Here is a 23,340-nt window from a genome sequence, read left to right as displayed (position 1 = left end):
GGGGGTCAGCCGGCCGTGGGGTCAGGGAAGGGGGGAGTAGCTCCGGTGCGGGACCGCAGGCGGCAGCCGAGCATCGCGATATGTCCTCACTCAGGGTGTCCACGCCCTGGTTCGACGAGACCGGCGGTGAGAGTTCCTGGCTCCCGGGGAAGGTCTTCCCCGGTCACAGTGGCGGGACCGCGCCGGATTCGCACCGGGCTTCCTCTCCTGCCGCCGTACATGGCTCGGGCAGTCCACCATGCCCCCGAACGGCAGTCAACTTGCCGTTGACCTGCGAGGCTGGAGTGTGTGGAGGCCCACACCCGGGCGGATGCCGCTACCACGGCGCCGCGTTCGGGCGGACCGACTCGCGGCTGATTCACCTTCAGCGGGCACGATTGGCCGGTTCGCTTGTCCGCGCGGCGGCGGGCGCCTGCAATGTCCCGTACGTGAGGGGAGGCGGCGCGGCGTGGCGTACGTGGGCGAAATGCTGCTGGACGACGGTCAGATCGTCCTGCTGGAGGTGGCGGGCGACGGTCCGGCCGGGGTGCGGCGGGTGTCGCGGGGCGGGACGGTCGGGAGCGCCGCCCAGACGCTCCAGCAGGCGCTCGCGCGGGTCCGTCCCGCGCTCGGCGCCGTCCTGGACGGGGCCCGTGGGCTGCCCAGGCCGCCCGGCGCGGTGACCGTCGAGTTCGGCATCACGCTGAGCGCGGAGGCGGGCGTGGTGGTGGCGCGGGCCTCCAGCGAGGCGCACTTCAGCGTCACCATGGAGTGGACCAACCCGGACGGCCCCGAAGTCCCCGGCCAGCGCGATGCCGACGCCTGACGGCGAACTCCCGCACGCCATCGCCCGGTTCTGGCGCCCTGCCGACGGGGGCGACGCGGTCACCGGCTGCGGGTTCCTGGTCGAGCCGCGGACGCTGTGCACCTGCGCGCACGTGGTGGCGAGCGCGCTGGGCACCGACGCCACGGACCCGGAGTCCCCGCCCGCCCCGGTCACCGTCGACTTCCCCCTCCTCCCCGAGCCGTCCCCCCGTCTCACGGCCACCGTCACCCACTGGCGGCCCGTCAGCGGCGACGGCGGCGGGGACATCGCCCTGCTGCGCCTGGCGGAGCCGGTGCCGGGGACCGCGCCGGTGCGGTTCGCGGGCGGTACGGCGGTGTGGGACCACCGGTTCCGCGTCCTGGGCTTCCCGCCCCGCACCGAGGACCACGGGGTGTGGGTGCGCGGACGGCTGCGCGCCCCGGTCGGCAAGGGGTGGACGTCCATGGAGGCCACCCGGCCCGCGCCCGGCACCGGCCCCGTCATCGGGCAGGGCTTCAGCGGGGCGCCCGTGTGGGACGCCGAGCAGGACGGTGTCGTCGGCATGACGGTCGCCGCGGACACCGGCACCGGCGCGACGACGGCGTACCTGATCCCGGCGCCCCTGCTGCTGGGCCTCGGTGAGGGCCCGCGCCCCTCGCCCTTCCGTGGCCTGGAACCCTTCCGCGAACAGGACGCCGCCGTCTTCTTCGCCCGCCGCGCGGACAGCGAACGCCTCGCGGCGGCGCTCGCGGCACACCCCTTCGTGCCGGTGGCGGGCGCCTCGGGGGTGGGCAAGTCGTCCCTGGTCCGGGCGGGGGTGCTCCCGCTCCTGCGGTCCTCGGGCCACACGGTCACGGACTTCGTGGGGCAGCCGGACACCGACCCGGTGCGCACCCTCGCGGAGGCGCTCGCCGTCCAGTTCCCGCCCGCGGCGACGCTGGCCCGCGACCTGTGCGCGGCGCCGGACCGCACCGGCACGGCGGTCCTGCTCGGGGCGCGGGTCCTGGCGCACGGGGGCGCGTCGGGCCATGTCATCCTCCTCGACCAGTTCGAGGAGACGGTCGGCGCCCGCCCGGCCGACGCCCGCGCCCTGCTGGACGTCCTGCTGCCGATGACCCGCGCGGTCCACCCCGGGGGACGTCACCTGCGCGTGCTGGCGACGCTGCGCTCCGCCTCCCTGGAGGACCTGGTCGCCGGCGGCCGGGCGGAGGCCCTGAGCGGCACCCTCCAGATGGTCGCCCCGATGACCCCGGGCCAGCTGGACCAGGTGGTCCGGCGGCCCCTGGACACCGTGCCCGGCGTGGAGTTCGAGCCCGGTCTCGCCGAGCGGGTCGTCACGGACGCGGGGGCGGAACCGGGCGCGCTGCCGCTGGTGGAGTTCGCCCTCGCGGAACTCTGGGAACGCCAGGACCGGGGCCGTCTCACCCATGCCGCGTACCAGGAGATCGGCGGGGTGGAGGGGGCGCTGTCCCGCTACGCCGACCTGCAACTGCGCAAGGTCTGCGAGACACCGGGCGGCCCCGACCCGGCGGTGGCCCGCCGCCTCTTCGAACGCCTCGCGCGCCCGGTCAAGGGCAAGGAGTACGCCCGGGTCGCCCGCGCCTTCGACCACCTCCCGCCCGAACTGCGCGCCGCCGCCCAGTCCCTGGCCCGCACCCGCCTCCTCGTCCTGGCCCGCGACAGCTCCGGCCGCGAGACGGTCGCCCTCGCCCACGAGTCCCTGGTCCGCCAGTGGCCCACCCTGCGCGACTGGCTCCGCGACTCCCACGCCTTCCTCACCTGGCACGAGAAGCTGCGCGGCCGGTTGCGGGAGTGGGAGGACAGCGGTCGACATGTCGATCTGACGTTACGCGGCCAGGAACTCACCGCCGCCCGCGAGTGGTCGTCGACCCGCCCCGGCGAACTCTCCCCGGAGGAGACCGAGTTCATCCGCGTCAGCCGCCTCCACCGGCGGCGCTCGGTGCGGCGGGGACGGACCGGGGTGGCGTTGGTGGCGTGCCTGGCGGTGCTGGCGGGGTTGTTGGGGGTGGCCGCGTGGGACCAGTTCCGGGGCCGGGGACAGGAGGCGCTGGACGATGCCGCGGGACAGCTGGTCGAGTTCGCGGAACACCGGGCCGAGGACAGCCCCGTCGACGCGGCCCTGCTCGCCCTGGCGGCCCGCCGCACCAGTGACACCCCGGAGACGCGGGCCGCGCTCATGAACCACGAGCTGTCCCTCGCCTCGCTCAGTTCGGCGCACCGCATCCTGCCGCCGGGCACGGTCCAGGAGATCGCGGCCTCCGCGGACGGCCACCACATGGCCGTCCTGCACGAAGGGCCGCGGCGGAACCGGCGGGTGTTCCTGCTGTCGGGGCTGGAGACGGAGACACCGCGCACGGTGTCGCTGCGCGGGGTGCCGGACCTGGTGGACAAGGTGGCGGTCAGCGACGACGGACGGCAGGTCGCGGCGGGCGCGGGAGACGGGACGGTGCGGGTGTGGCACGTCGGTGAGCGGGTCCGGGATCCGCTGCCGTGGGCTTGGAAGCCCCGCGACCCCGCCGCCTCGGAGACCCTGACCCTGGACTTCTCGCCGGACGGGCGAGGGCTCGTACACGCCGTGGCGCCCGGCGGCGAGGATGCCGACAGGGCGCCGTGCGACGGGGACGAGCTGGCCGACTGGCTGCGGGTGGCCGAGGTGGGGGCCGACGCCGTACGGGAGCGCGAGGCCGCCCTCCCCGACGGGCTGCTCGCTCCGGGGGAGTGCCTGGAGGGGGTGGCACTGAAGACCGGTGGGCTGACCGTGGTCGCCCACCGGAGCGCTGACGACGCCGACGTCTACGCCACGCGGTCCAGCGCGGGTGAGGCCGCCTGGGAGGGCCAGAGCGAGGTGACGCTGGACCCGGCCGGACGGACCCTGGGGGCGAGCGCGTCGGACGACGAGTTCTGGCGGATCCGGCTCGACGTGGAGCAGTGGACCGGCCAGAAGGGGCGCTGGCCCGTCAACCACACGCTCCGGACCGACATCACGGGCCGGTACCTGCTGAGGGACAGCCGGGACGAGCTGAACCGGTACCAGGACACCGTGGGGCGCCAGCTGATCCAGGACCTCGTCACCGGGGAGCGCTACTCCGCCGTGCTGCCGCTGCGGACCGCCTGGTTCGGCGTGGTCCGCACCCCCGGGGGCACGCCGCTGCTCTACGCGACGGCCGGGGAGGACCTGCTGGCCTTCCAGGCCGTTCCCACCGGGTACCCGCCAGGGGGAACGGAGCCGGGCGGGGTGCTGGACATGGACCTCGCGGCCGACTCCGGTGCTCTTGCCACGCTGTCCCAGCGCAGTACGGGGCCCGAGTCCGAGGACTACTCCGTCAGCCTGGCGGTGTCCGGTCCGAGGGGCCGACAGCACGGCCCGCTTGCCCTGGCGCCGTACGTCAACGGCCCGGAGGAGAGCGTCGTCGCCAACCGGGCCGGGACCGCCGTCGTCGGCTGGCGGACGGACGGCTGGGCCCTGCACGGCGGCGACCGGCTCGCCCGGGTGGCGGCGGACGCGGACCGGGCGGGCCACCCGGTGGAGGTGGACGACGTGCAGCCCTACGGCGCCACCGACTTCCTGCTGCTCACCGGTGAGGGGCTCGTCCTGCTGGACGGCCGGACCGGCGCGCGCCGTCCCCTCCCCGAGGTGGGCTGTGTCCGGCGGACCCGGCCGGAGCAGCGCGGCTGCGTCCAGGTGGTCGGCCGCCCCGGACACGAGGGACAGTTCCTGGTGCTGCGCGACGACGGGGGCGCGGAGCTGTGGCGGCTGCGCGGTCGCGCCGTGAGCCGCGGGCCGACGGCCGTGCTGACCGTGCCGCGGGACACGACCCGCGGCGCGATCTTCCGCTCGGACGGTGAGGTGGTCGCCCTGGCCACGGGGACGGGCATCGACCTGTGGCGTCCGGAGCGGGGCGCGCCCGAGAGGTTCCTGGCGGACGGCTTCGCGCTCGGCGACCTCTACGGGCGGGGCGGCATCCTGGTGGGCGCCCGGGGCGGCGAGGTCGAGCTGCGCGACGACGCGAGCGGGGAACGCCTGGCGACGCTGCACGCCGCCGCCCACGTCTGGGACCTCGACGGCCGCCACCTGCGCGGTCACACGGACTTCGGCCCGCTCACCTACGACCTCGGCCGCCTCACCGACGGGGACCCGAGGCGGCTCTGCGCGCTGCTCGGCCCCCACCCGCCCGACGTCCGCGAGTCCCCGACGGTCGCCGCCCTCACCCTCCCGGCCGAGGCGGACATGGCTCCGCCCTGCCGGGAGCACCCGTAGGTGTCCGGCAGGGCGGGGGGAGTCGCGGCGCTCAGGCCACGATCAGATAGATCCCGTACGCCACCGCCGCCGCGCAGGCCGCGAAGCAGGCGTACGCGCCGGTCACCGCGGCCGCGTCCGAGCCGCCGCGCTGGGTGGCGCGCTCGTGGCGGGAGAGGCCCGCGATGCCGAGGGTGAAGAGGGCCACGAGGGCCACGGTGGCCACGAGGCTGACGCCGAAGACGGAACCGAGGGCCGCCCAGTCGATCTTCATGCTGCTGATTCCTTACCTGCCCGCGTCCGCGGGGCTCAGACGGCCGTCTTGGTGTCGGGTGCGGCGGGGCTCGCCGGGGCGGGGACGGAGGCGGCCAGTTCCTCGGCCGCCGCGACCGTCGGGGGCGGCGTCACGGCCGCCATGGCCGTGGTGATGACCCCGGCGGGCTCCTCGGCGACCGGCTCCGTGGCGGTGACGTTGGTGTGGTCCACGACCTCGCGCCGGGACAGCTTCCAGATGGCGGCGCTGGAGGCGACCAGGAAGACGGCGACCAGCGCGGTGCCCCAGTCGCCCAGGCCGGTCACGTACTCGGCGAGCGCGGCGACCAGCGCGGCGGCGGGCAGCGTCAGACCCCAGGCGACGAACATCCGGGTGGCCGTGGACCAGCGGACCACACCGCCCTTGCGGCCCAGGCCCGCGCCCATCACCGAACCGGAGACGGAGTGCGTGGTGGAGAGCGAGAAGCCGAGGTGGGAGGAGGCCAGGATGACCGTCGCGGCGCTGGTCTGGGCGGCGAAGCCCTGCTGCGGCTGGAGGTCGGTCAGGCCCGTGCCCATGGTGCGGATGATGCGCCAGCCGCCGAGGTAGGTGCCGAGCGCGATGGCGAGGCCCGCGGAGAGGATGACCCACGCGGGCGGGTCGGAGTCGGGGGCGAGGGAGCCGCCGGCGACGAGGGCGAGCGTGATGATGCCCATCGTCTTCTGCGCGTCGTTGGTGCCGTGGGCGAGCGAGACCAGGCCCGCGGAGGCGATCTGGCCCGAGCGGTAGCCCTTCCGGGCGGACTCGCCGTCGGCCTTGCGGCCGAGCCGGTAGGTCAGCCGGGTGCCGAGCAGCGCGGCGACGCCCGCCACCAGCGGGGCGGCCAGGGCCGGGATGAGCACCTTGGTGACGAGCACGTCGCCGTGGACGGCGCCGACACCGGCGGAGGCGATGGTCGCGCCGATCAGACCGCCCATCAGGGCGTGCGAGGACGAGGACGGCAGTCCGACGAGCCAGGTCACCAGGTTCCAGAGGATCGCACCGACCAGCGCGGCGAAGATGACCTCGGGACGGATACCGCTTTCGTCGACAAGTCCCTTGGAGATCGTGTTGGCGACCTCCACCGAGAGAAACGCACCGACAAGGTTGAGGACGGCGGACATGGCCACCGCGACCTTGGGCTTGAGGGCACCGGTCGAGATGGTGGTGGCCATCGCGTTCGCGGTGTCGTGGAAACCGTTCGTGAAATCGAACGCGAGTGCGGTGACTACCACAATCGCGAGGATCAGCGAGATGCCTTCCATTTACCCAGGCAATCGTTCGAGGTCATTGGCTGGATGAACGTAGGTAACCCAGGTGAACGAAAGGTGAACTGGGGAGGGCTTGAGGGTGTCTGAATCTGTGATGTGGCACTCGTGGTCCAGACCAGCCCGCGGCCACCCCGCCGCGCGGGGTCCCGGACCCGGCTGAAAGGATCACGACATGGCCGAACAGGGACGCGAACAGCGGGCCGCGCGGGGCCCCGGGAACGGCACCGGCGAGCGCGAGGCGCACGCCTGGCGGGCCCTGGTGGAGACCGCCCGCCGCACCGTCGCGGACGGACTGGTCGTCGGCACCTCGGGCAACGTCTCCGTCCGCGTCGGCGACACCGTCCTGGTCACCCCCTCGGGGGTGCCCTACGACCGGCTCACCCCGGCCGACCTCACCGGCGTCGACCTCGACGGACACCAGGTGCGCGGCACCCTGACGCCGACCAGCGAGCTGCCCCTGCACCTCGCCGTGTACCGCGCCACCGACGCCCGCGCCGTCGTGCACACCCACGCCGTGCACGCCACCGCCGTCTCGACCCTCGTCCCCGAGCTGCCGCCCGTGCACTACATGACCGAGGCGCTCGGCGGACCCGTACGCGTCGCCCCCTACGCGACCTACGGCACCGAGGAACTGGCCGGGAACACGCTCCGCGCCCTCACCGACCGCTCCGGCTGCCTCCTCCAGAACCACGGCACCCTCACCTACGGCGACACCCTCGACCAGGCGTACGACCGCACCGCCCAACTGGAGTGGATGTGCCGCCTCTGGCTCACCGCCTCCTCGGTCCCGGGCCGCTCCCCGACCCTGCTGTCCGAGCGGCAGCTCCGGGAAGTCGGGGAGCGGCTCAAGGGGTACGGGCAGCGCGGCTGACGGCACCGCACCCGGCGAGGCCCGGAACACCCCGCCGTCACCCCGCCCCGCCGCCCCGCTGGCCGGTCACCACCTCCGCCGGGACACTGGTAGCCGTGCGCACTGCCAGAGCGACGGCCGCTGCCGTCACCGCCGTACTCGGGGCCGGCGCCGCCGCGGTGGCCGTCGGCCGGTTCGCCAGCGCCGCGGCGCTCAAGGCGCCACCGGGACGGCCGCTGCCCACCGAGCCCCGACTCACCGTGCACGGCACGGCCGCCGGGCAGGTCGCCCTCACCCGGGACCTCGCCGCGCTGCGCCCCGGCGTCTACGGACTCTCCGGCGACGGCTCCCACGCCGTGGTCGGCCCCGTGCTGCGCGCCGACTCCCACCCCGCCGACACCGTCGTACGCCGCCTGGAACGCGTCACCCACGGCACCCTCGAACCGGGCGACCAGGTGTGGCTCACCCCGAACGTGTACGTCGGCAACCCCCGCACCGCCCTCGGCCTGGACCACGCCGACGTCGACGTCCCCGGCGAACTCGGCGCCCTGCCCGCCTGGTTCGTGCCCGGCGCCCGGGACACCTGGGTGATCACGGTGCACGGCCTCGGCACCACCCGGGAGCACCCCATGAACGTCATGGGCCTGCTGCACCGCCTCCGCTTCCCGGTCCTCTCCCTCGCCTACCGCGGCGACCTCGGTGCCCCCCGCTCCCCGGACGGCCTGCACCACCTCGGCGCGACCGAGTGGCGCGACGTCGACGCCGCCATCCGCTACGCCGTGCGCTACGGCGCCCGCCGGGTCGTGCTGCACGGCTGGTCCACCGGCGCCGCCATGGCGCTGCGCACCGCCGTCCACTCCCCGGTCGCCGACCGGGTCTCCGGCCTGGTCCTCGACTCGCCCGTCCTCGACTGGGAGGCGACGCTGCGCGCCCTGGCCGCCGCCCACCGCACCCCGGGCGTGCTGCTGCCGCTGGCCGTCCGCGCCGCCCAGGGCCGCGCCGGACCGCACGGCGACCACGTCGAGGACGCGTCCACCGCCGCGCGGCTGACCGCCCCGACGCTGGTCTTCCACGGCCCCGACGACACGGTGGCGCCCTGGGCGCACTCCCAGCGCCTCGCCGCCCGCCGCCCCGACCGGGTCACCCTGCGCACCGTCCGCGGCGCCCCGCACGGCGCCATGTGGAACGCCGACCCCGAGTCCTACGAGGAGGCCCTCCGCCGCTTCCTCACCCCCCTGATGTGACCCCCGGACCCCCCTCGCACGCGCCCGCGCACCACCATTCCGCTTGGCGTCCGTTCAACGCCGGACCACTGGCCTGATCACCCCCGCCGCCCCTCCCGACCTCTTCCGGAACCCCGCGCTCCGGCCGCCCCCGGCGGTGCCACCGGCATTCCGTTTGGGTTTTCGGACCGTCAACCGGAAGACTGCCCCCGTGACGTCCCGTATCCCGCGCGACTCCAGGCTCCGACTCGTCCGCCCGCGACCCCTGGCCGCCGCCCCCCGAGCGATGGAACAGCGGCGCCCACGCCGCCCCGCACCGCGCCCGCCGGAGGGCACACCCGCCCCCGCGGAACTGGCCGGAATGGCACGCACCCAACTGGCTGGCGCCGCCCGCGTCGCCCGCTGGGCCGATGCCGCGCTGCACCCCGGCCGCATGGGCGTCCCCGCCGACGACAAGGCCACCCTCTCCGACGCGACCGCCGAACGGGCGGCCGACGACCTGCGTCTGACACCCACCCAGGTCCGTGCCGACTGGGACACCGCCCGCCTCGCCGGACTGGTCGAGGTGCACGGCGGCACCGCCCGCCCCGGCTGGCGGCTGCGCGCCTGGGACCGCGACGACAGCGCCGTCCTGCGCGGCTGGGTCGCCCTCTTCGACGCCTGGTCGCTCGCCCACCCCGAGCCCGCGCAGGCGCCCGCGGCCGTCGCCGAGGTCGTCTCGGCCATGCCCCAACTGCTCTCCTTCCTCCAGCTCTCCGCCGGGCCCGTCCCCGTCGCCCAACTCCTCGACCTGCTCGAACAGCGCGTCCGCGAACTGCGCACCGAACGCTGCGAGATCCCCTACGGCCCCCAGCCCGAACCCCAGCCGCGGCAGCCGGACGACACCCCGCTCGCCCCGCTCCTGGACTGGGCCCTGCACGCCCTGGCCGCCGTCGGCGCCCTCACCTACGGCGACGCGCAGGCCACCCTCACCCCGCTCGGCAGCTGGGCGGTCTGGGTCAAGCTGGAACAGATCTGCGTCGCCGCCCAGAGCCCCGCGGGCAACATCGAGGCCTCCGCGGAGGAGATGCTGCGCGGCTGCGCCCAGCTCCGCCCCAACGCCGCCCGCGCCGAGTACCGCGCCTGGCTCGCCGCCCGCCCCGTCGGCGGCGCCGTCACCGAACTCCTCGACGCCGCCCGCGGTGAGGACGCCCTGCTGCGCGGCCTCGCCTTCGAGGCGCTGCGCGTCGTCGGCGCCCCCGCCGAGCCCGACGTGCGGGCCGTCCTGGACGTGCCGACGCTGCGGCCCTACGCCCTGCTGTGGCTCGCCGAGCACGACGGCGCCGACCCCGAGGACGCCCACGAGGTGCTCACCCGGGAGGAGGCCACCTGGCTCTGGGTCGACACCGCCGCCGCCGTCGCCGACCACGGTGAGGCCCCGCTGCTGGTGCGGCACCTGGAGTCCGCGGTGCAGCCGACCGTGCCCGCGCTGCTCGACGAGGTGCGCGCCGTCGGCCACCCCCGCACCGTGCAGGTGCTGGTCGCGCTGGCCGCCGCGCACCCCGACCCGGCCCTGGCCAAGGCGGTGCGCCGCGCGGCCTTCCAGGTGCACACCGGGGGCAGCTGACTCGGGCCGTTGCCTCGGGGGCGTACGTCCCGAGGCTCCGGTCATGGCCCTCGACGTCGCGGGCCAGGTGGTCGCGGGAGCCGCAGGCGCGGCCCGTGGGCGGGGTCAGGACCCCCGCGCCCTGGCCCACCGCCCGCCGGCGGTGTGCGTCGACGCCGGGAAAAACGGCTTGCGCCGCCCCGTTAGACTGGCCCCATGGCCATTCTCCTCGCGCACTAGACGGCGGGAACGTCCTCAGCCGCCCACCCCGCCCCCCAATCCGCCCTGGAGTCTGTCCGTGATCTCCGCCTCCGGCATCGAGCTGCGCGCCGGTGCCCGTGTCCTCATCGAGTCCGCCACCTTCCGGGTCGCCAAGGGCGACCGCATCGGCCTGGTCGGCCGCAACGGCGCGGGGAAGACCACCCTCACCAAGTGCCTCGCGGGCGAGGGCATCCCCGCCGCGGGCACCATCACCCGCTCCGGCGAGGTCGGCTACCTCCCCCAGGACCCCCGCACCGGCGACCTCGACATGCTCGCCCGCGACCGCGTCCTCTCCGCCCGCGGCCTCGACGTCCTGATCCGCAAGATGCGCGACAACGAACAGCGCATCGCCAGCGGCAAGGGCGCCACCCGCGACAAGGCCATGAAGCAGTACGAGCGCCAGGAGACGGAGTTCCTCACCAAGGGCGGGTACGCCGCCGAGGCCGAGGCCGCCACCATCGCTGCCGCGCTGAACCTGCCCGACCGGGTGCTCGGGCAGCCCCTGCACACCCTCTCCGGCGGTCAGCGCCGCCGGATCGAGCTGGCCCGCATCCTGTTCTCCGACGCGGACACCCTGCTCCTCGACGAGCCCACGAACCACCTCGACGCCGACTCGATCGTCTGGCTGCGCGACTACCTCAAGACCTACCGCGGCGGCTTCATCGTGATCTCCCACGACGTCGAGCTGGTCGACACGGTCGTCAACAAGGTGTTCTACCTGGACGCCAACCGCGCCCAGATCGACGTCTACAACATGGGCTGGAAGCTCTACCAGCAGCAGCGCGAGGCCGACGAGAAGCGCCGCAAGCGGGAGCGCGCCAACGCCGAGAAGAAGGCCGCCGCCCTGCACTCGCAGGCCGACAAGATGCGCGCCAAGGCCACCAAGACGGTCGCCGCGCAGAACATGGCCCGCCGCGCGGACAAGCTGCTCGCCGGTCTGGAGGCCGTCCGGCAGTCCGACAAGGTCGCCAAGCTGCGCTTCCCCGAGCCCGCGCCCTGCGGCAAGACCCCGCTGATGGCCGAGGGCCTGTCGAAGTCGTACGGCTCCCTGGAGATCTTCACCGACGTCGACCTGGCCATCGACAAGGGCTCGCGCGTGGTCATCCTCGGCCTCAACGGCGCGGGCAAGACCACCCTGCTGCGGCTGCTCGCCGGGGTGGAGCAGCCGGACACCGGCATGGTCGTCCCCGGCCACGGCCTCAAGCTCGGCTACTACGCCCAGGAGCACGAGACCCTCGACCCGGAGCGCACGGTGCTGGAGAACATGCGCTCCGCCGCCCCCGACATGGACCTCGTGGAGGTCCGCAAGGTGCTCGGCTCGTTCCTGTTCTCCGGCGACGACGTCGACAAGCCCGCCGCGGTCCTCTCCGGCGGTGAGAAGACCCGCCTCGCCCTCGCCACCCTGGTGGTGTCGTCGGCGAACGTCCTCCTCCTCGACGAGCCGACCAACAACCTCGACCCGGCCAGCCGCGAGGAGATCCTCGGCGCGCTGCGCACCTACAAGGGCGCGGTCGTCCTGGTCACCCACGACGAGGGCGCGGTCCAGGCGCTCCAGCCGGAGCGGATCATCCTGCTGCCGGACGGCGTGGAGGACCTGTGGGGCGCGGACTACGCCGATCTGGTCGCCCTCGCTTGATCGAATGAGTGATCCACAGGGTATGGATCATTCGGCCCATCGGTGATCCACCATCTGTGTGAGATCTCCTCGTACCCGGGTGTGTCCTCCATCGATCGCGCGGCCGAGTCCCCCGTCCCGGGGGGCTCGGCCGCGACGCGTTTCTGACCTGCGCCTTCGCGGGGGAACCCGTTCGGCGGTACGTGCGCGATCCTTTGGAATCAGTCATTCCACTTGTGGGGATGTGCTCCTGTCGTCAAAACCCTCTCGCATGGACCTTGCCGAATGGGTGGCCATGACGGCCCGGAGGGGTGATCATGAGGAGACCAGAGCGCACTTCCCATGAGGAGGCACGGGTGGCCGAGACTCTGAAGAAGGGCAGCCGGGTGACCGGCGCCGCGCGCGACAAGCTCGCGGCAGACCTGAAGAAGAAGTACGACGCCGGTGCGAGCATCCGGGCGTTGGCCGAGGAGACCGGCCGCTCGTATGGCTTCGTGCACCGGATGCTCAGTGAGTCGGGCGTCACGCTGCGAGGGCGTGGCGGAGCGACGCGGGGCAAGAAGGCCGCCTCGGCCTGACCCCGGGCGTTCCACCGTCTCCGGTGGTGACCACCCGGTCGGGCATCCGATCGGCCGGGTGGTTACTGTGCAGTCACTTACGAGTGCTGCCGTACGGCACTCACGGATGCCTCCCGGCATCCGACGATGACCGCACCCATCGGAGGCGTCCCATGGCTTCGCTCGACTCGGTAACCGAACCGGTACTCGACAAGGACGGCGTACGGCTCACCGTCGACGACGCGGTCGCCACGGTGACGCTGACCAATCCGGCCAAGCGCAACGCGCAGAGCCCCGCTCTGTGGCGGGCGCTGGCCGAGGCGGGCCGCCTGCTCCCGGGCACCGTCCGCGTGGTCGTGCTGCGCGCCGAGGGGAAGTCCTTCTCGGCCGGGCTCGACCGGCAGGCGTTCACGCCCGAGGGCTTCGACGGCGAGCCGTCCTTCATCGACCTGGCACGCGGCGGTGACGCCGAGCTGGACGCGACCATCGCCGAGTACCAGGAGGCGTTCACCTGGTGGCGGCGCAGCGACATCGTCTCCATCGCCGCCGTCCAGGGGCACGCCATCGGCGCCGGGTTCCAGCTCGCCCTCGCGTGCGACCTGCGCGTCGTCGCCGACGACGTGCAGTTCGCCATGCGTGAGACGAGCCTGGGCCTGGTGCCCGACCTGACCGGGACGCACCCCCTGCTGTCCCTGGTCGGTTACGCCCGTGCGCTGGAGATCTGCGCGACGGGCCGCTTCGTCCAGGCCGAGGAGGCCGAGCGCACCGGGCTGGCCAACCTCGCCGTGCCCGCGGACCAGCTCGACGACGCGGTGCGCGACCTGGCGGCGGCGCTGCTCGCCGCGCCCCGGGACGCCGTGATCGAGACCAAGGCGCTGCTGCGGGGTGCGCGGGAGCGGTCCTACGACGAGCAGCGGGTCGCCGAGCGCGCGGCGCAGGCGCGTCGGCTGCGGGACCTGGCGGGGATGGGGGAGTAGCCGGTTCGCCGTCGGGTGCCGAAGGGGCGCCCTCAGAGCACGGCGGTGACCAGTACCGCCACCGAAGGGTGGTCGGGCAGCGCCTCGCCCACCTGGAGCCGGACCTCTCTCGCCACGTCCGCCGCCCGGTGGTCCGCCCGCACCGCCAGCTCCAGCCGGACGTGCGGGCGCGGCAGGCTCCCGTGCCCGCCGCTGTCGGTGAGGTGCACCGGCCGGCCCAGGGTGCCCGTCAGGCGGTCCACGCCGGGTACGGCGAGGGCCGCCGCCGCGGCCCGCGCCTCGACGGCGCCGGTCGCCTCGTGGGCCCGCGGCGGTTCCGGTGCCGGGGTGGGCTCCGGGCCGCCGACCTCCTCCAGCAGGCCCGTCACCCGCAGGTCGATCTCCGCCACCGTCAGCCCCAGCCGCCGTGCCGAGGCCGCCAGGGCCGCGCGGAGCCGGGCCGCCGACGCCGGGAGCGGCTCGGCCGACGACGCCTGGAAGTCCGCCGTCAGCCGCAGCGGGCCGGGCGGCAGCGCGCTCGGCGGGGGCGGTACCGCGGGCTCGTGGGTGTGCTCCGGGTCGGCTGGGCCGATCCTCGTCCGGCCCAGCCGCACCCCCGGCACCGCGAGCGCCGCGCGGTCCAGTACCGTCCGGGCCGCGTCCTCCGTCAACCAGGCGCCGTCGCGCGGGTCACCCAGGGGGAGGAGTCTGCCGAGGGCGAGTCGCTGCCGTACCGCCTGTGTCCAGTCCGCCGTCATTCCTCCAGCCTGCCCCATTCTGGAAGCGCGACGGGGCAACCCGGCTTACGGTGGTCGAAGGACGACCACCGGAAGGGACGTACGGCGATGACCGACGTGGACCAGAACCGCACGCGGACCCCCGAGGGCCAGGGCGAGTCGCAGACCAGTACCCGCAAGACGACCACCCGGCGTGGGGGCGGGGACCCGGGCACCCGGGGCCGCACCACGATCGCCGACGGCGTCGTGGAGAAGATCGCCGGACTCGCCGCCCGGGACGTTCCGGGCGTGCATGCCATGGGCAGCGGGATCAGCCGCACCTTCGGGGCGGTACGGGACCGGGTGCCCGGCGGATCGAAATCGGTGACCCGAGGGGTCAAGGCAGAGGTCGGCGAGGTGCAGACCGCGCTGGACCTGGAGATCGTCATCGAGTACGGCGTCTCGATCGAGGAGGTCGCGCGGGACGTGCGGGAGAACGTCATCGCGGCCGTCGAGCGGATGACCGGCCTCGAGGTCGTGGAAGTCAACATCGCGGTGGGTGACGTGAAGCTCCCGGACGAAGAGGAAGAGGAGCCGGAGCCCCGGATCCAGTGACACGGACAACTGAATTCCTGAGGAGCGCACCATGAGCATGGCCGTGGTCGGCATGATCGCCGGGATGGCGCTGGGCTTCGCCGGCTACTTCGGTGGATTCGGTGCCTTCCTGCTGGTGGCCGCGCTGGGCGCCGTCGGGTTCGTCGTCGGCCGGTTCCTGGAGAGCGACCTGGACCTCGGCGACTTCTTCCGTCCGCGCGACGACCGGCGGCGGTGAGGCGCGTGAACGGTACGGCGGAGGAGGCGCGCGGTGCGGCGCGTGAACCCCTGGCCGTGGTCCCGCCGAGGGAGCGCGGCGCCATCCGGATCGCCGACCGGGTGGTCGCCAAGATCGCCGGGCAGGCGGCGCGCGAGGCGCTCGGCACCCTGCCGCCGGACGCCTCCCGTCCGCACGCCACCGTCGTGGTCCACCGGGACACCGCCCGGGTGCGGGTCCACCTGGAGCTGGGCTACCCCGGCGCGGTCGGCGCCCACTGCCGGGCGGTGCGCCGCCGGGTCGCCGAACGGGTGAACGCGCTGGTGGGCATGGACGTGCCGGAGGTCGCCGTCCACGTGGAGCGGCTGCACCTGATCCCGGCGCACGGCGCGGCACAGGGGAGGACGCGATGAGCGAGGGAGCCACCCAGCGGCTGCCGGTCATCGAGAAACCGGACGACGGCGCCCCCGGCCGCTCCGGGGACGACACCCCGGCGGAACCGGCGCTCGACGGCCGCGAGCGACGCCGCTTCTGGTCGGGGCGGCGCGTCCCCGCGGCCGTCGTCGCCGTACTGCTGCTGGGCGTCCTGGGGCTGTTCCTCTACGACATCGCCGCGGTCCGCGCCGACCAGCCGGGGATGCGCTGGCGCCGTGAACTCGCCGACCAGCTCGCCCACCGCCCGCTCGACGACACCTGGGTGCGGGTCGGCGCCGGGGTCGCCGCCGCCCTCGGGCTGTGGCTGGTCCTGCTGGCGGTGACGCCGGGACTGCGTGCCGTGCTGCCGATGCGGCGCACGCGTCCCGAGGTGCGCGCCGGGTTGCACCGCGACGCCGCCGCGAGCGTGCTGCGGGACCGGGCGGTCGAGGTGTCCGGGGTGCAGTCGGCGCGGGTGCGGGTGCGCCGCCGCAAGGCCCGGGTGCGGGCGGTCTCGCACTTCCGTGAACTGGACGACGTACGCGCTGAACTGGACACCGTGCTCGCCGACGCGGTCGGGACGCTGGGCCTGGCCCGGCCGCCCGCGCTGTCGGTGCGGGTGCGGCGGCCCGGCCGGAAGGGGTGACCGCGGTGCTCAAGGCCGTCAACCGGGTGCTGCTCGGGCTCGTGGGCCTGGTGCTGGTGGTGCTCGGCGGCGCCGTGCTCGCCGTCGGGCTCGGCGTGGAGCCGCCGTCGTGGTGGCTGCACCAGGGCCCCGACGACGTGCTGCTCAGCGACGCCGAGCGGACCCGGTGGCGGGACGAGGGCTGGTGGTGGCCGGTCGTCATCGCCGGGCTCGCGGTCCTGTTCCTGCTCGCCCTGTGGTGGCTGACGGCCGTACTGCGCCGCCGACGCCTGGGTGAGGTGCTGATCGACACCGGGGACGGGGAGAGCGCGCGGCTGCGCGGCCGGGCCATGGAGGGCGCGTTCGCCGCCGAGGCCGCCGACCTCGACGGCGTCGCCCGCGCCCACGTCCACCTCACCGGCCGCCGTACCGCGCCCGTCGCGCGGGTACGGCTGCGGGTGGAGCCCGACGTCGCCCCCGCCGCCGCGCTGCGCGACCTCACCGAGGGCGCCATCGGGCACGCCCGAGACTCGGCGGGCCTCGCGTCGCTGCCCACGGAGGTCCGGCTGCGCGGCGTGCGGCACCGGCCGGAACGGGTCTCCTGACGGTTGCTCAGAAACCGTGCCGGGCGCCGCCGTCCAGCGGCAGCATGACGCCCGTCAGATAGGACGCCGCGGGGGAGAGGGCGAACGCCGCCGCGCGCCCGAACTCCTCCGGCGTGCCGTAGCGGCGCAGCGGGATACGGGACTCCGCCGCCGCCCGGGTCGCCTCGGGGTCGGCGGACAGGGCGTCCAGCTCGCGCACCCGGTCGGTGTCGAAGCGGCCCGGCAGCAGGCCGACCACGCGGACGCCGCGCGGCCCCAGCTCCACGGCGAGCGACTTGGCCAGCCCGGCGAGGCCGGGACGCAGGCCGTTGGAGATGGTCAGGCCCGGGATCGGCTCGTACACCGAGCCCGACAGCACGAAGCCGATGACGCCGCCCGGCTCCAGCTCCGCCGCCGCCACCCGGGCCAGCCGCGCCGCGCCCAGGAACACCGACTCGAACGCCGTACGCCACTGGTCGTCGCTGTTGTCGGCGATGAACCCGGGCGGCGGGCCGCCGACGCTGACGAGGATGCCGTCGAAGCCGCCGAACCGGTCCCGCGCGGCGGCGACCAGCCGGGCGGGGGCGTCCGGGTCGCCGTTGTCCACGGCCAGCCCGGCCGCGTCCGGGCCGAGTCCGGCCGCCGCGTCCGCGACGCGCTGCTCGTCCCGCCCGCTGATGACCACCTTCGCCCCGTCGGCCAGGAGGGCGCGCGCGGTGGCGTTGCCCAGTCCGCGCGTGGCCCCGGTGACGACGTACACCCGGTCCTTCAGTCCAAGATCCATGGTCCCTATCCTGCCCCGTCGTCCCCGTAGAGGGCGAGGGCGGTGTTCACCAGGCCGATGTGGCTGAACGCCTGCGGGAAGTTGCCGAGCTGGCGGTCGGCCACCGGGTCGTACTCCTCCGACAGCAGTCCGACGTCGTTGGTGCGCTCGACCAGCCGCTCGAACAGCTCCTCGGCCTCCTTGCGGCGGCCGGTCGCGTGCAGCGCGTCCGCCAGCCAGAACGAGCACACCAGGAACGTGCCCTCCCCGCCGGGCAGCCCGTCGACGACCGTCTCGTCCGTGCCGTAGCGGCGCAGGAAGCCGTGGTGGCCCAGCTCCGCGCGGATCGCGTCGATGGTGCCGGTCACCCGCGGGTCGTCCGGCGGGAGGAAGCCCACGCGCGGGATGAGCAGCAGGGAGGCGTCCAGCTCCCGGGAGCCGTAGGACTGGGTGAAGGTGTTCCGCTCGGCGTCGTAGCCCTTCGCGCACACCTCGCGGTGCACCTCGTCGCGCAGCGCCCGCCAGCCCTCCAGATCGCCCTCCAGCTGCGGGTACGACTCCAGCGCGCGCACCGCGCGGTCGGCGGCCACCCACACCATCACCTTGGAGTGCGTGAACTGGCGGCGCCCGCCGCGCACCTCCCACAGGCCCTCGTCCGGCTCCCGCCACGCCGTGCGCAGGAACTCCATCAGCGCGACCTGGAGCGCCCACACGTCCGGGCGGGAGTGCAGCCCCGCGCGGCGGGCGAGCGCCAGGGAGTCCATCACCTCGCCGTAGACGTCCAGCTGCAACTGGCGTACCGCGTCGTTGCCGATCCGGACCGGGGCGGTGCCCTCGAACCCGCTCAGCCAGGGCAGCTCCTGCTCGGTCAGCCGCCGCTCACCGGCCAGGCCGTACATGATCTGGAGGTCGGCCGGGTCGCCCGCGACCGCGCGCAGCAGCCAGTCGCGCCACGCCTCGGCCTCCTCGACGTAGCCCGCGGCGGTCAGCGCGCCCAGGGTGAGCGTGGAGTCGCGCAGCCAGCAGTAGCGGTAGTCCCAGTTGCGCACCCCGCCGATCTCCTCGGGCAGCGAGGTGGTGGCGGCGGCGACGATGCCGCCGGTCGGCTTGTAGGTGAGCGCCTTGAGGGTGATCAGGGAGCGGATGACGGCGTCCCGGTGCGGGCCGTCGTAGCGGCAGTGCGCGGTCCACGCCCGCCAGTCGGCGACGCTGTGCCGCAGCGACTCGTACGGGTCCACCAGCGGGGGGCGTGGCTGGTGGGAGGGGTGCCAGGTCAGGACAAAGGCGACCTTCTGCCCGGGCGTGACGGTGAACTCGGCGTGCGTGCCGAAGTCCTCGCCCCAGGTGTGCACCTCGGGCTCGCTGCGCAGCCACACCGAGTCCGGGCCCGCGACCGCCACCCGGTGGCCGTCGGACCTGCGCACCCACGGCATGACGGAGCCGTAGTCGAAGCGCAGCCGGAGCGTGGAGCGCATGGTCACGCTGCCGTGCAGGCCCTCGACGATCCGCACGACGTCGGGGGCGCGGTCCCGCTGCGGCATCAGGTCGGTGACGCGCACCGCGCCGTGCGGGGTCTCCCACTCGGTGTCCAGGACCAGGGTGTCGGGGCGGTAGGCGCGCCGGGTGCAGGGGCCGGTCGCGTCCTTCGGGGCGAGCCGCCAGTGGCCGTTGTCCTCGTCGCCGAGCAGCCGCGCGAAGCACGCCGCCGAGTCGAACCGTGGCAGGCAGAGCCAGTCGACCGAGCCGTCCCTGCCGACGAGTGCGGCGGTCTGCTCGTCGCCGATGATCGCGTAGTCCTCGATGCGCCGGTTCACGCAGGTGCGGGTTCCCGGAGGAGGTGGGGGCAATCAGGGGGGCGGGGCTGGGCGGGTGACGGCGGGCCGCCTCCCGGTGTGTCAGACGGCGGCGGGTGCTGTCTCCGTCGGCTCCCGCGCGTCGGCCGTCGCCGCCGCCCGGTCGCGGGCCTCGCGGCGGACCAGGATGACCCAGCCGGTGGGCACGCCCGCGGCGAACAGCCACCACTGGACCGCGTAGGCCATGTTCAGCGCGGCGTTCTCCCTGCCCGGGTCGCCGAGCTGCTCCGGCGTGCCGCCCTCGGGGTCGGGCGCGGTCTGGACGACGTAGCCGCCGAGCACCCGGGCGCCGAGGCGGTCCGCCTCCCGCGCGCTGTCGATCAGCATGATCTGCCGGTCCGGCAGGTCGTCGAGGTCCCTGATCCCGCTCGCCGCGCTCGTCTCGTCGGGCATCAGACGGCCGGTGACGGTGGTCTCACCGCGCGGCGGTGCGGGGATCTCGGGGAACGCGGTCTGGCTGTCGGGGTCGGCGGGGATCCAGCCCCGGTTGACGAGCAGGACGCTGCCGTCGTCGAGGACGAAGGGGGTCAGGACGTGGTAGCCGATCCGGTCGTTGCCGTTGGTGCGGCGGCGGACGACCACCTCGTCGTCGGTGTCGAACCGGCCCTTCGCGGTGACCGTGCGGTACCGCTCCGCGCGGGTCACGGTGTGTCCCGGGGAGGTCAGCCGCTCCACCGGCACCGGGTCGGCGGCCAGCGCGTCCTCGACCAGCCGGTTGCGGGCGGCGCGCTCGTCGTGCCGGTGCAGCTGCCAGAAGCCGAGCCAGATCATCGTGGGGATGAGCAGCAGGGCGACCAACGTGGTGATCACCCACTGGCGGGACAGAAGGAAGCGGTACACCCCACGACCGTACAACTCGGTCGTGGGGTGTGTTCAGCCGGGTACGGGGTCGGTGCGGGGCGGGTGGGGGCTCAGGCCTTGTCGACGATGCCCACCCCGCCCTCCGCGCGGGCGCAGTGCGCGCCGCAGTACCAGTGGCCCTCGACCTCCACGCCCTGGCCGATGATCTGCACCCGGCAGTGCTCGCAGATGGGTGCCATGCGGTGGATCGCGCAGGAGAAGCAGTCGAAGACGTGGACCGCGCCCTGGGCGTGCACCTCGAAGGTCATACCGTAGTTGTTGCCGCATACCTCACATGTCGCCATGGGGCACAGGGTGGGCCGTCGGTGCGGCGCGGGCGAGCGGGGCGGTGGGCGAGTCGCCGGGAATCACCCGTCCGTACGGCTCACCCCTCCGACGCCGGCTCCACGTCCCCGAGGAGCTGCCCGAAGGCCGCCTCGTCGACCACCGGGGTGCCGTACTGCCGGGCCTTGACCACCTTCGACGTGCCCGAGCGGGGGTCGTTGGTGACCAGCAGGCTGGTCAGCCGGGACAGGCTCGTCGCGACGTGCAGCCCGGCGTCGGTGGCGCGGTCCTCCAGCAGCTCCCGCTCGACCGAGGTGTCCCCGGAGAAGGCCACCCGCATCCCCTGTTTGAGGCGTTTGCCCGCTTCGTACCGGCCTGGGTTGGGATAGGGGCAGGCGGGCCTCTTGCGGGCCGGGCGCCAACTGCCGGGCCGGTAGCCGCCGTAGCCGCCGGGCCCGCCCGCCTGCTGCCCGATCCGCGGCGCCGGACGGTCCGACCACTCGGTGAGCGGACGGCACTCGTGCAGCGGCAGCCGCACCCCGCCCTCGGCGGCGGCGCGCAGGCTCGGCCGGAACGCCTCCGCCAGCACGCGCGCGTCGTCCAGCGCGTGGTGCGCCCGGCGCTGCACGACGCCGAAGTGCGCGGCGAGCGACTCCAGCTTGTGGTTGGGCAGCGGCAGCGCCAGCTCCTTGGCGAGCGCGATGGTGCACAGCCGCTGCCGCACCGGCGCCTCGCGCTCCGCGCGCGCGTACTCCCGGGCGATCATCTGCCAGTCGAAGACGGCGTTGTGCGCGACGAGGACCCGGCCGTCGAGCCGGGCCGCGAACTCCTCGGCGACGTCCGCGAACAGGGGCGCGTCGCGCAGCACCTCGCTCGTCAGACCGTGGATCCACACCGGGCCCGGGTCGCGCTCCGGGTTGACCAGCGTGTACCAGTGGTCCTCGACCTCACCGCGGGCGTCCAGCCGGTAGACGGCGGCCGAGACTATCCGGTCGTCGCGGGCGAGGCCGGTGGTCTCCACGTCAACGACCGCGTACCCCTGGGGATACGCGGTCGGCCACGCGATGGGGGGCGACCCTGCGGTCGTGCGGTCTTCGAGCATGGTCCCTGAGGATACGGCCCGGGACTGACAGCGCTCGCCCGAACCCGCCCGCCGCCGCTGTCCATTGGCGGAGATCGCCAACAAGCAAGCGCGTACCCCCGGTAATACTTGTCGGTAACAACGTCTAGCCGTGGCCCCGTCACGGTCCTACGGTGCAGCCATGCCGAACCTCCCCGATGTCGTGGTCTGGTCGATACCCGCCTTCGTGCTGCTCACCGTCGTCGAGGTGGTCAGCGTCCGGCTCCACCCCGACGAGGACGCGGCCGGGTACGAGGCCAAGGACGCCGCGACCAGCCTCACCATGGGACTCGGCAGCCTCGGCTTCGACTTCCTGTGGAAGATCCCGATCGTCGCCCTCTACACCGCGCTGTACGAACTCACGCCGCTGCGCGTGCCCGTGCTGTGGTGGACCGTCGTCCTGATGCTCCTCGCGCAGGACTTCTTCTACTACTGGTCCCACCGCGGCCACCACGTCATCCGCGTCCTGTGGGCCTGCCACGTCGTCCACCACTCCAGCCGGAAGTTCAACCTCACCACCGCGCTGCGCCAGCCCTGGACCTCCCTGACCGTCTGGCCGTTCTACGTCCCCCTCGTCGCGCTCGGCGTCCACCCGGCGGCGCTCGCGTTCTGCTCCTCGGCCAGCCTCGTCTACCAGTTCTGGATCCACACCGAGCGGATCGACAAGCTGCCCCGGTGGTTCGAGTTCGCCTTCAACACGCCGTCCCACCACCGGGTGCACCACGCCTCCCAGGGCGGCTACCTCGACCGGAACTTCGGCGGCATCCTCATCGTCTGGGACCGCCTCTTCGGCTCCTTCGTCGCCGAGACCGAACGCCCGGTGTACGGGCTGACCAAGAACATCGACACCTACAACCCGCTGAAGGTCGCCACCCACGAGTACGTCGCCATCGCCAGGGACCTGCGGGCGGCGCGCGGTTGGCGCGAGCGGGCCGGGCGGGTCTTCCGGGGGCCGGGGTGGGCACCGGCGCCGTCCGACGGCACCACCGCGCGGTCCGCCGAGAAGACCGTGGCCGCGTGACGCTCCCGCGCGTCCTGCCCGGCGCCTTCTGCCTCGCCCTCGCCGTCGACCTGGCCTCGCTGGCCGCGGGCTTCGACGCCGGTCACACGGTGGCCAAGGCGCTCCTCATGCCGCTGCTCGCCGCCTACGCCCACCTCAACGGCGCCCCGCGACTCCTCCTGGTGGCGCTGCTGTTCGGCTGGGGCGGGGACCTCCTGCTGCTGTCGGACGCCGAGCCCGCCTTCCTCGCGGGGATGGCGTCCTTCGCGGTCGGCCACGTGTGCTACCTCGTCCTGTTCCTGCGGTACGGCGTGGCACGCGCGCGTGGGGCGCTCCCGGGGTACGTCACCGCCCTGGTCGTCACCGTCGCGCTGCTGTGGCCCGGGCTGCCCGCCGACCTGCGCGTGCCCGTCGCCGGTTACAGCCTGCTGCTCACCGCCATGGCGTACGGGGCGACGAGGCTCGGGCCCGTCGCCGCCACCGGCGGGGCGCTGTTCCTGCTCTCGGACACGCTGATCGCCACCGGCGTCGCCGACTGGCCGCAGCTCCCCGCCCCCGACCTCTGGGTGATGCTGACGTACGCGGCGGCGCAGTGCCTCCTGACCCGCGGGGCCCTCGCCGTGCCCACCGCCGGGCCGGGCCGCGCGGTGACGGCCTGACATCCGTCCGGACGGCCC

Annotated in this window: 23 protein-coding genes and 1 riboswitch; of the genes, 15 read left to right on the top strand and 8 right to left on the bottom strand. The window is 74.4% G+C overall.

Translation table 11 applies throughout. The features are described 5' to 3' along the window. Positions 1-109 precede the first annotated feature (109 nt). A riboswitch (cobalamin riboswitch) is annotated at positions 110-254 on the bottom strand. Positions 255-448: 194 nt separating this feature from the next. Together ABZ659_RS05005 and ABZ659_RS05000 are read left to right on the top strand one after the other, a co-directional pair. Next, on the top strand, positions 449-805 hold the full coding sequence (locus tag ABZ659_RS05005; protein WP_360213548.1) for a CU044_2847 family protein: 357 nt from the start codon (positions 449-451) through the stop codon (positions 803-805). Beyond that, the gene (locus ABZ659_RS05000) at positions 792-5,063 is read left to right on the top strand and encodes a trypsin-like peptidase domain-containing protein (protein WP_360213546.1); all 4,272 of its coding nucleotides are present in this window, start codon (positions 792-794) and stop codon (positions 5,061-5,063) included. The genes ABZ659_RS05005 and ABZ659_RS05000 overlap by 14 nt, the downstream gene beginning before the upstream one ends. A gap of 31 nt (positions 5,064-5,094) precedes the next feature. On the opposite strand, the gene ABZ659_RS04995 is transcribed toward ABZ659_RS05000, so the two are convergent. Together ABZ659_RS04995 and ABZ659_RS04990 are read right to left on the bottom strand one after the other, a co-directional pair. Beyond that, positions 5,095-5,316 (bottom strand): hypothetical protein, encoded by a 222-nt coding sequence (locus tag ABZ659_RS04995; RefSeq protein ID WP_360213544.1) that lies wholly within the window; start codon positions 5,314-5,316, stop codon positions 5,095-5,097. A 35-nt stretch (positions 5,317-5,351) separates the two neighbouring features. Beyond that, positions 5,352-6,599 carry an inorganic phosphate transporter gene (locus ABZ659_RS04990; RefSeq protein ID WP_360213542.1) on the bottom strand — a complete coding sequence of 416 codons (1,248 nt, stop codon included), beginning with the start codon at positions 6,597-6,599 and terminating at the stop codon, positions 5,352-5,354. A gap of 178 nt (positions 6,600-6,777) precedes the next feature. Here ABZ659_RS04990 and ABZ659_RS04985 point away from each other — a divergent pair, with 178 nt between their 5' ends. The 6 genes from ABZ659_RS04985 (at position 6,778) to ABZ659_RS04960 (ending at position 13,673) form a co-directional block, all read left to right on the top strand. Beyond that, positions 6,778-7,476, top strand: coding sequence for a class II aldolase/adducin family protein (locus ABZ659_RS04985; protein WP_360213540.1), 699 nt, complete (start codon positions 6,778-6,780; stop codon positions 7,474-7,476). Between the two features lie 95 nt (positions 7,477-7,571). Further along, positions 7,572-8,699 carry a prolyl oligopeptidase family serine peptidase gene (locus ABZ659_RS04980; protein ID WP_360213538.1) on the top strand — a complete coding sequence of 376 codons (1,128 nt, stop codon included), beginning with the start codon at positions 7,572-7,574 and terminating at the stop codon, positions 8,697-8,699. 190 nt (positions 8,700-8,889) lie between these two features. Then, positions 8,890-10,284, top strand: a complete 1,395-nt coding sequence (locus ABZ659_RS04975; protein WP_360213536.1) for a hypothetical protein — start codon at positions 8,890-8,892, stop codon at positions 10,282-10,284. 277 nt (positions 10,285-10,561) lie between these two features. Next, positions 10,562-12,160 carry an ABC-F family ATP-binding cassette domain-containing protein gene (locus ABZ659_RS04970; RefSeq protein ID WP_360213534.1) on the top strand — a complete coding sequence of 533 codons (1,599 nt, stop codon included), beginning with the start codon at positions 10,562-10,564 and terminating at the stop codon, positions 12,158-12,160. Between the two features lie 335 nt (positions 12,161-12,495). Then, complete coding sequence (locus ABZ659_RS04965; protein ID WP_018567695.1) at positions 12,496-12,717, top strand: helix-turn-helix domain-containing protein; 222 nt, start codon at positions 12,496-12,498, stop codon at positions 12,715-12,717. A 152-nt stretch (positions 12,718-12,869) separates the two neighbouring features. Continuing rightward, positions 12,870-13,673, top strand: coding sequence for an enoyl-CoA hydratase/isomerase family protein (locus tag ABZ659_RS04960; RefSeq protein WP_360213532.1), 804 nt, complete (start codon positions 12,870-12,872; stop codon positions 13,671-13,673). Between the two features lie 32 nt (positions 13,674-13,705). On the opposite strand, the gene ABZ659_RS04955 is transcribed toward ABZ659_RS04960, so the two are convergent. After that, a complete protein-coding gene (locus ABZ659_RS04955) occupies positions 13,706-14,410 on the bottom strand; it encodes a nucleopolyhedrovirus P10 family protein (protein WP_360213530.1) in 705 nt (234 codons plus the stop codon). Between the two features lie 87 nt (positions 14,411-14,497). On the opposite strand from ABZ659_RS04955, the gene ABZ659_RS04950 reads away from it, so the two are divergent. From ABZ659_RS04950 to amaP, 5 genes are read left to right on the top strand one after another with little or no spacing between them, the layout of a single operon-like run. Then, complete coding sequence (locus ABZ659_RS04950) at positions 14,498-14,983, top strand: Asp23/Gls24 family envelope stress response protein (protein ID WP_360213528.1); 486 nt, start codon at positions 14,498-14,500, stop codon at positions 14,981-14,983. A gap of 31 nt (positions 14,984-15,014) precedes the next feature. Then, entirely contained in the window at positions 15,015-15,200 is a 186-nt protein-coding gene (locus ABZ659_RS04945) for a hypothetical protein (RefSeq protein WP_360213526.1), read from the top strand. Positions 15,201-15,205: 5 nt separating this feature from the next. After that, positions 15,206-15,592, top strand: a complete 387-nt coding sequence (locus tag ABZ659_RS04940; protein WP_360213524.1) for an Asp23/Gls24 family envelope stress response protein — start codon at positions 15,206-15,208, stop codon at positions 15,590-15,592. After that, a complete protein-coding gene (locus tag ABZ659_RS04935; RefSeq protein WP_360213523.1) occupies positions 15,589-16,239 on the top strand; it encodes a DUF6286 domain-containing protein in 651 nt (216 codons plus the stop codon). The genes ABZ659_RS04940 and ABZ659_RS04935 overlap by 4 nt, the downstream gene beginning before the upstream one ends. Beyond that, positions 16,236-16,823 (top strand): alkaline shock response membrane anchor protein AmaP, encoded by a 588-nt coding sequence (gene amaP / locus ABZ659_RS04930; protein WP_360213522.1) that lies wholly within the window; start codon positions 16,236-16,238, stop codon positions 16,821-16,823. The genes ABZ659_RS04935 and amaP overlap by 4 nt, the downstream gene beginning before the upstream one ends. A gap of 7 nt (positions 16,824-16,830) precedes the next feature. On the opposite strand, the gene ABZ659_RS04925 is transcribed toward amaP, so the two are convergent. The 5 genes from ABZ659_RS04925 to ABZ659_RS04905 all read right to left on the bottom strand — a co-directional run bounded on the left by ABZ659_RS04925 (position 16,831) and on the right by ABZ659_RS04905 (position 21,645). Then, complete coding sequence (locus ABZ659_RS04925; protein ID WP_360213520.1) at positions 16,831-17,586, bottom strand: SDR family oxidoreductase; 756 nt, start codon at positions 17,584-17,586, stop codon at positions 16,831-16,833. A gap of 5 nt (positions 17,587-17,591) precedes the next feature. After that, the gene (locus ABZ659_RS04920; protein ID WP_360213518.1) at positions 17,592-19,379 is read right to left on the bottom strand and encodes a glycoside hydrolase family 15 protein; all 1,788 of its coding nucleotides are present in this window, start codon (positions 19,377-19,379) and stop codon (positions 17,592-17,594) included. Positions 19,380-19,460: 81 nt separating this feature from the next. Next, complete coding sequence (locus ABZ659_RS04915) at positions 19,461-20,258, bottom strand: SURF1 family protein (protein WP_360213516.1); 798 nt, start codon at positions 20,256-20,258, stop codon at positions 19,461-19,463. 71 nt (positions 20,259-20,329) lie between these two features. Then, a complete protein-coding gene (locus ABZ659_RS04910) occupies positions 20,330-20,563 on the bottom strand; it encodes a hypothetical protein (RefSeq protein WP_360213514.1) in 234 nt (77 codons plus the stop codon). A gap of 80 nt (positions 20,564-20,643) precedes the next feature. Next, the gene (locus tag ABZ659_RS04905; protein WP_360213512.1) at positions 20,644-21,645 is read right to left on the bottom strand and encodes a DEDDh family exonuclease; all 1,002 of its coding nucleotides are present in this window, start codon (positions 21,643-21,645) and stop codon (positions 20,644-20,646) included. Positions 21,646-21,805: 160 nt separating this feature from the next. On the opposite strand from ABZ659_RS04905, the gene ABZ659_RS04900 reads away from it, so the two are divergent. Then, positions 21,806-22,684: a sterol desaturase family protein gene (locus ABZ659_RS04900; protein WP_360213510.1), complete on the top strand. Its 879-nt coding sequence runs from the start codon at positions 21,806-21,808 to the stop codon at positions 22,682-22,684. Then, on the top strand, positions 22,681-23,322 hold the full coding sequence (locus tag ABZ659_RS04895) for a lysoplasmalogenase (protein WP_360213508.1): 642 nt from the start codon (positions 22,681-22,683) through the stop codon (positions 23,320-23,322). The genes ABZ659_RS04900 and ABZ659_RS04895 overlap by 4 nt, the downstream gene beginning before the upstream one ends. The last annotated feature ends 18 nt before the right edge of the window (positions 23,323-23,340 follow it).

It is taken from the genome of Streptomyces sp. NPDC006997 (assembly GCF_040635175.1).
Classification (GTDB): Bacteria; Actinomycetota; Actinomycetes; order Streptomycetales; family Streptomycetaceae; genus Streptomyces.
The sequence above is the reverse complement of the archived record's forward strand: the minus strand, read 5'-3'. Positions and strand labels throughout refer to the sequence as shown.

Excerpts from the sequence above, each read along its gene's own strand:
- ABZ659_RS05000 (WP_360213546.1), top strand. The coding sequence starts at position 792 with ATGCCGACGCCTGACGGCGAACTCCCGCACGCCATCGCCCGGTTCTGG.
- ABZ659_RS04995 (WP_360213544.1), bottom strand. The coding sequence starts at position 5,316 with ATGAAGATCGACTGGGCGGCCCTCGGTTCCGTCTTCGGCGTCAGCCTC.
- ABZ659_RS04990 (WP_360213542.1), bottom strand. The coding sequence starts at position 6,599 with ATGGAAGGCATCTCGCTGATCCTCGCGATTGTGGTAGTCACCGCACTC.
- ABZ659_RS04985 (WP_360213540.1), top strand. The coding sequence starts at position 6,778 with ATGGCCGAACAGGGACGCGAACAGCGGGCCGCGCGGGGCCCCGGGAAC.
- ABZ659_RS04960 (WP_360213532.1), top strand. The coding sequence starts at position 12,870 with ATGGCTTCGCTCGACTCGGTAACCGAACCGGTACTCGACAAGGACGGC.
- ABZ659_RS04955 (WP_360213530.1), bottom strand. The coding sequence starts at position 14,410 with ATGACGGCGGACTGGACACAGGCGGTACGGCAGCGACTCGCCCTCGGC.
- ABZ659_RS04950 (WP_360213528.1), top strand. The coding sequence starts at position 14,498 with ATGACCGACGTGGACCAGAACCGCACGCGGACCCCCGAGGGCCAGGGC.
- ABZ659_RS04945 (WP_360213526.1), top strand. The coding sequence starts at position 15,015 with ATGAGCATGGCCGTGGTCGGCATGATCGCCGGGATGGCGCTGGGCTTC.
- ABZ659_RS04935 (WP_360213523.1), top strand. The coding sequence starts at position 15,589 with ATGAGCGAGGGAGCCACCCAGCGGCTGCCGGTCATCGAGAAACCGGAC.
- ABZ659_RS04925 (WP_360213520.1), bottom strand. The coding sequence starts at position 17,586 with ATGGATCTTGGACTGAAGGACCGGGTGTACGTCGTCACCGGGGCCACG.
- ABZ659_RS04910 (WP_360213514.1), bottom strand. The coding sequence starts at position 20,563 with ATGGCGACATGTGAGGTATGCGGCAACAACTACGGTATGACCTTCGAG.
- ABZ659_RS04905 (WP_360213512.1), bottom strand. The coding sequence starts at position 21,645 with ATGCTCGAAGACCGCACGACCGCAGGGTCGCCCCCCATCGCGTGGCCG.
- ABZ659_RS04900 (WP_360213510.1), top strand. The coding sequence starts at position 21,806 with ATGCCGAACCTCCCCGATGTCGTGGTCTGGTCGATACCCGCCTTCGTG.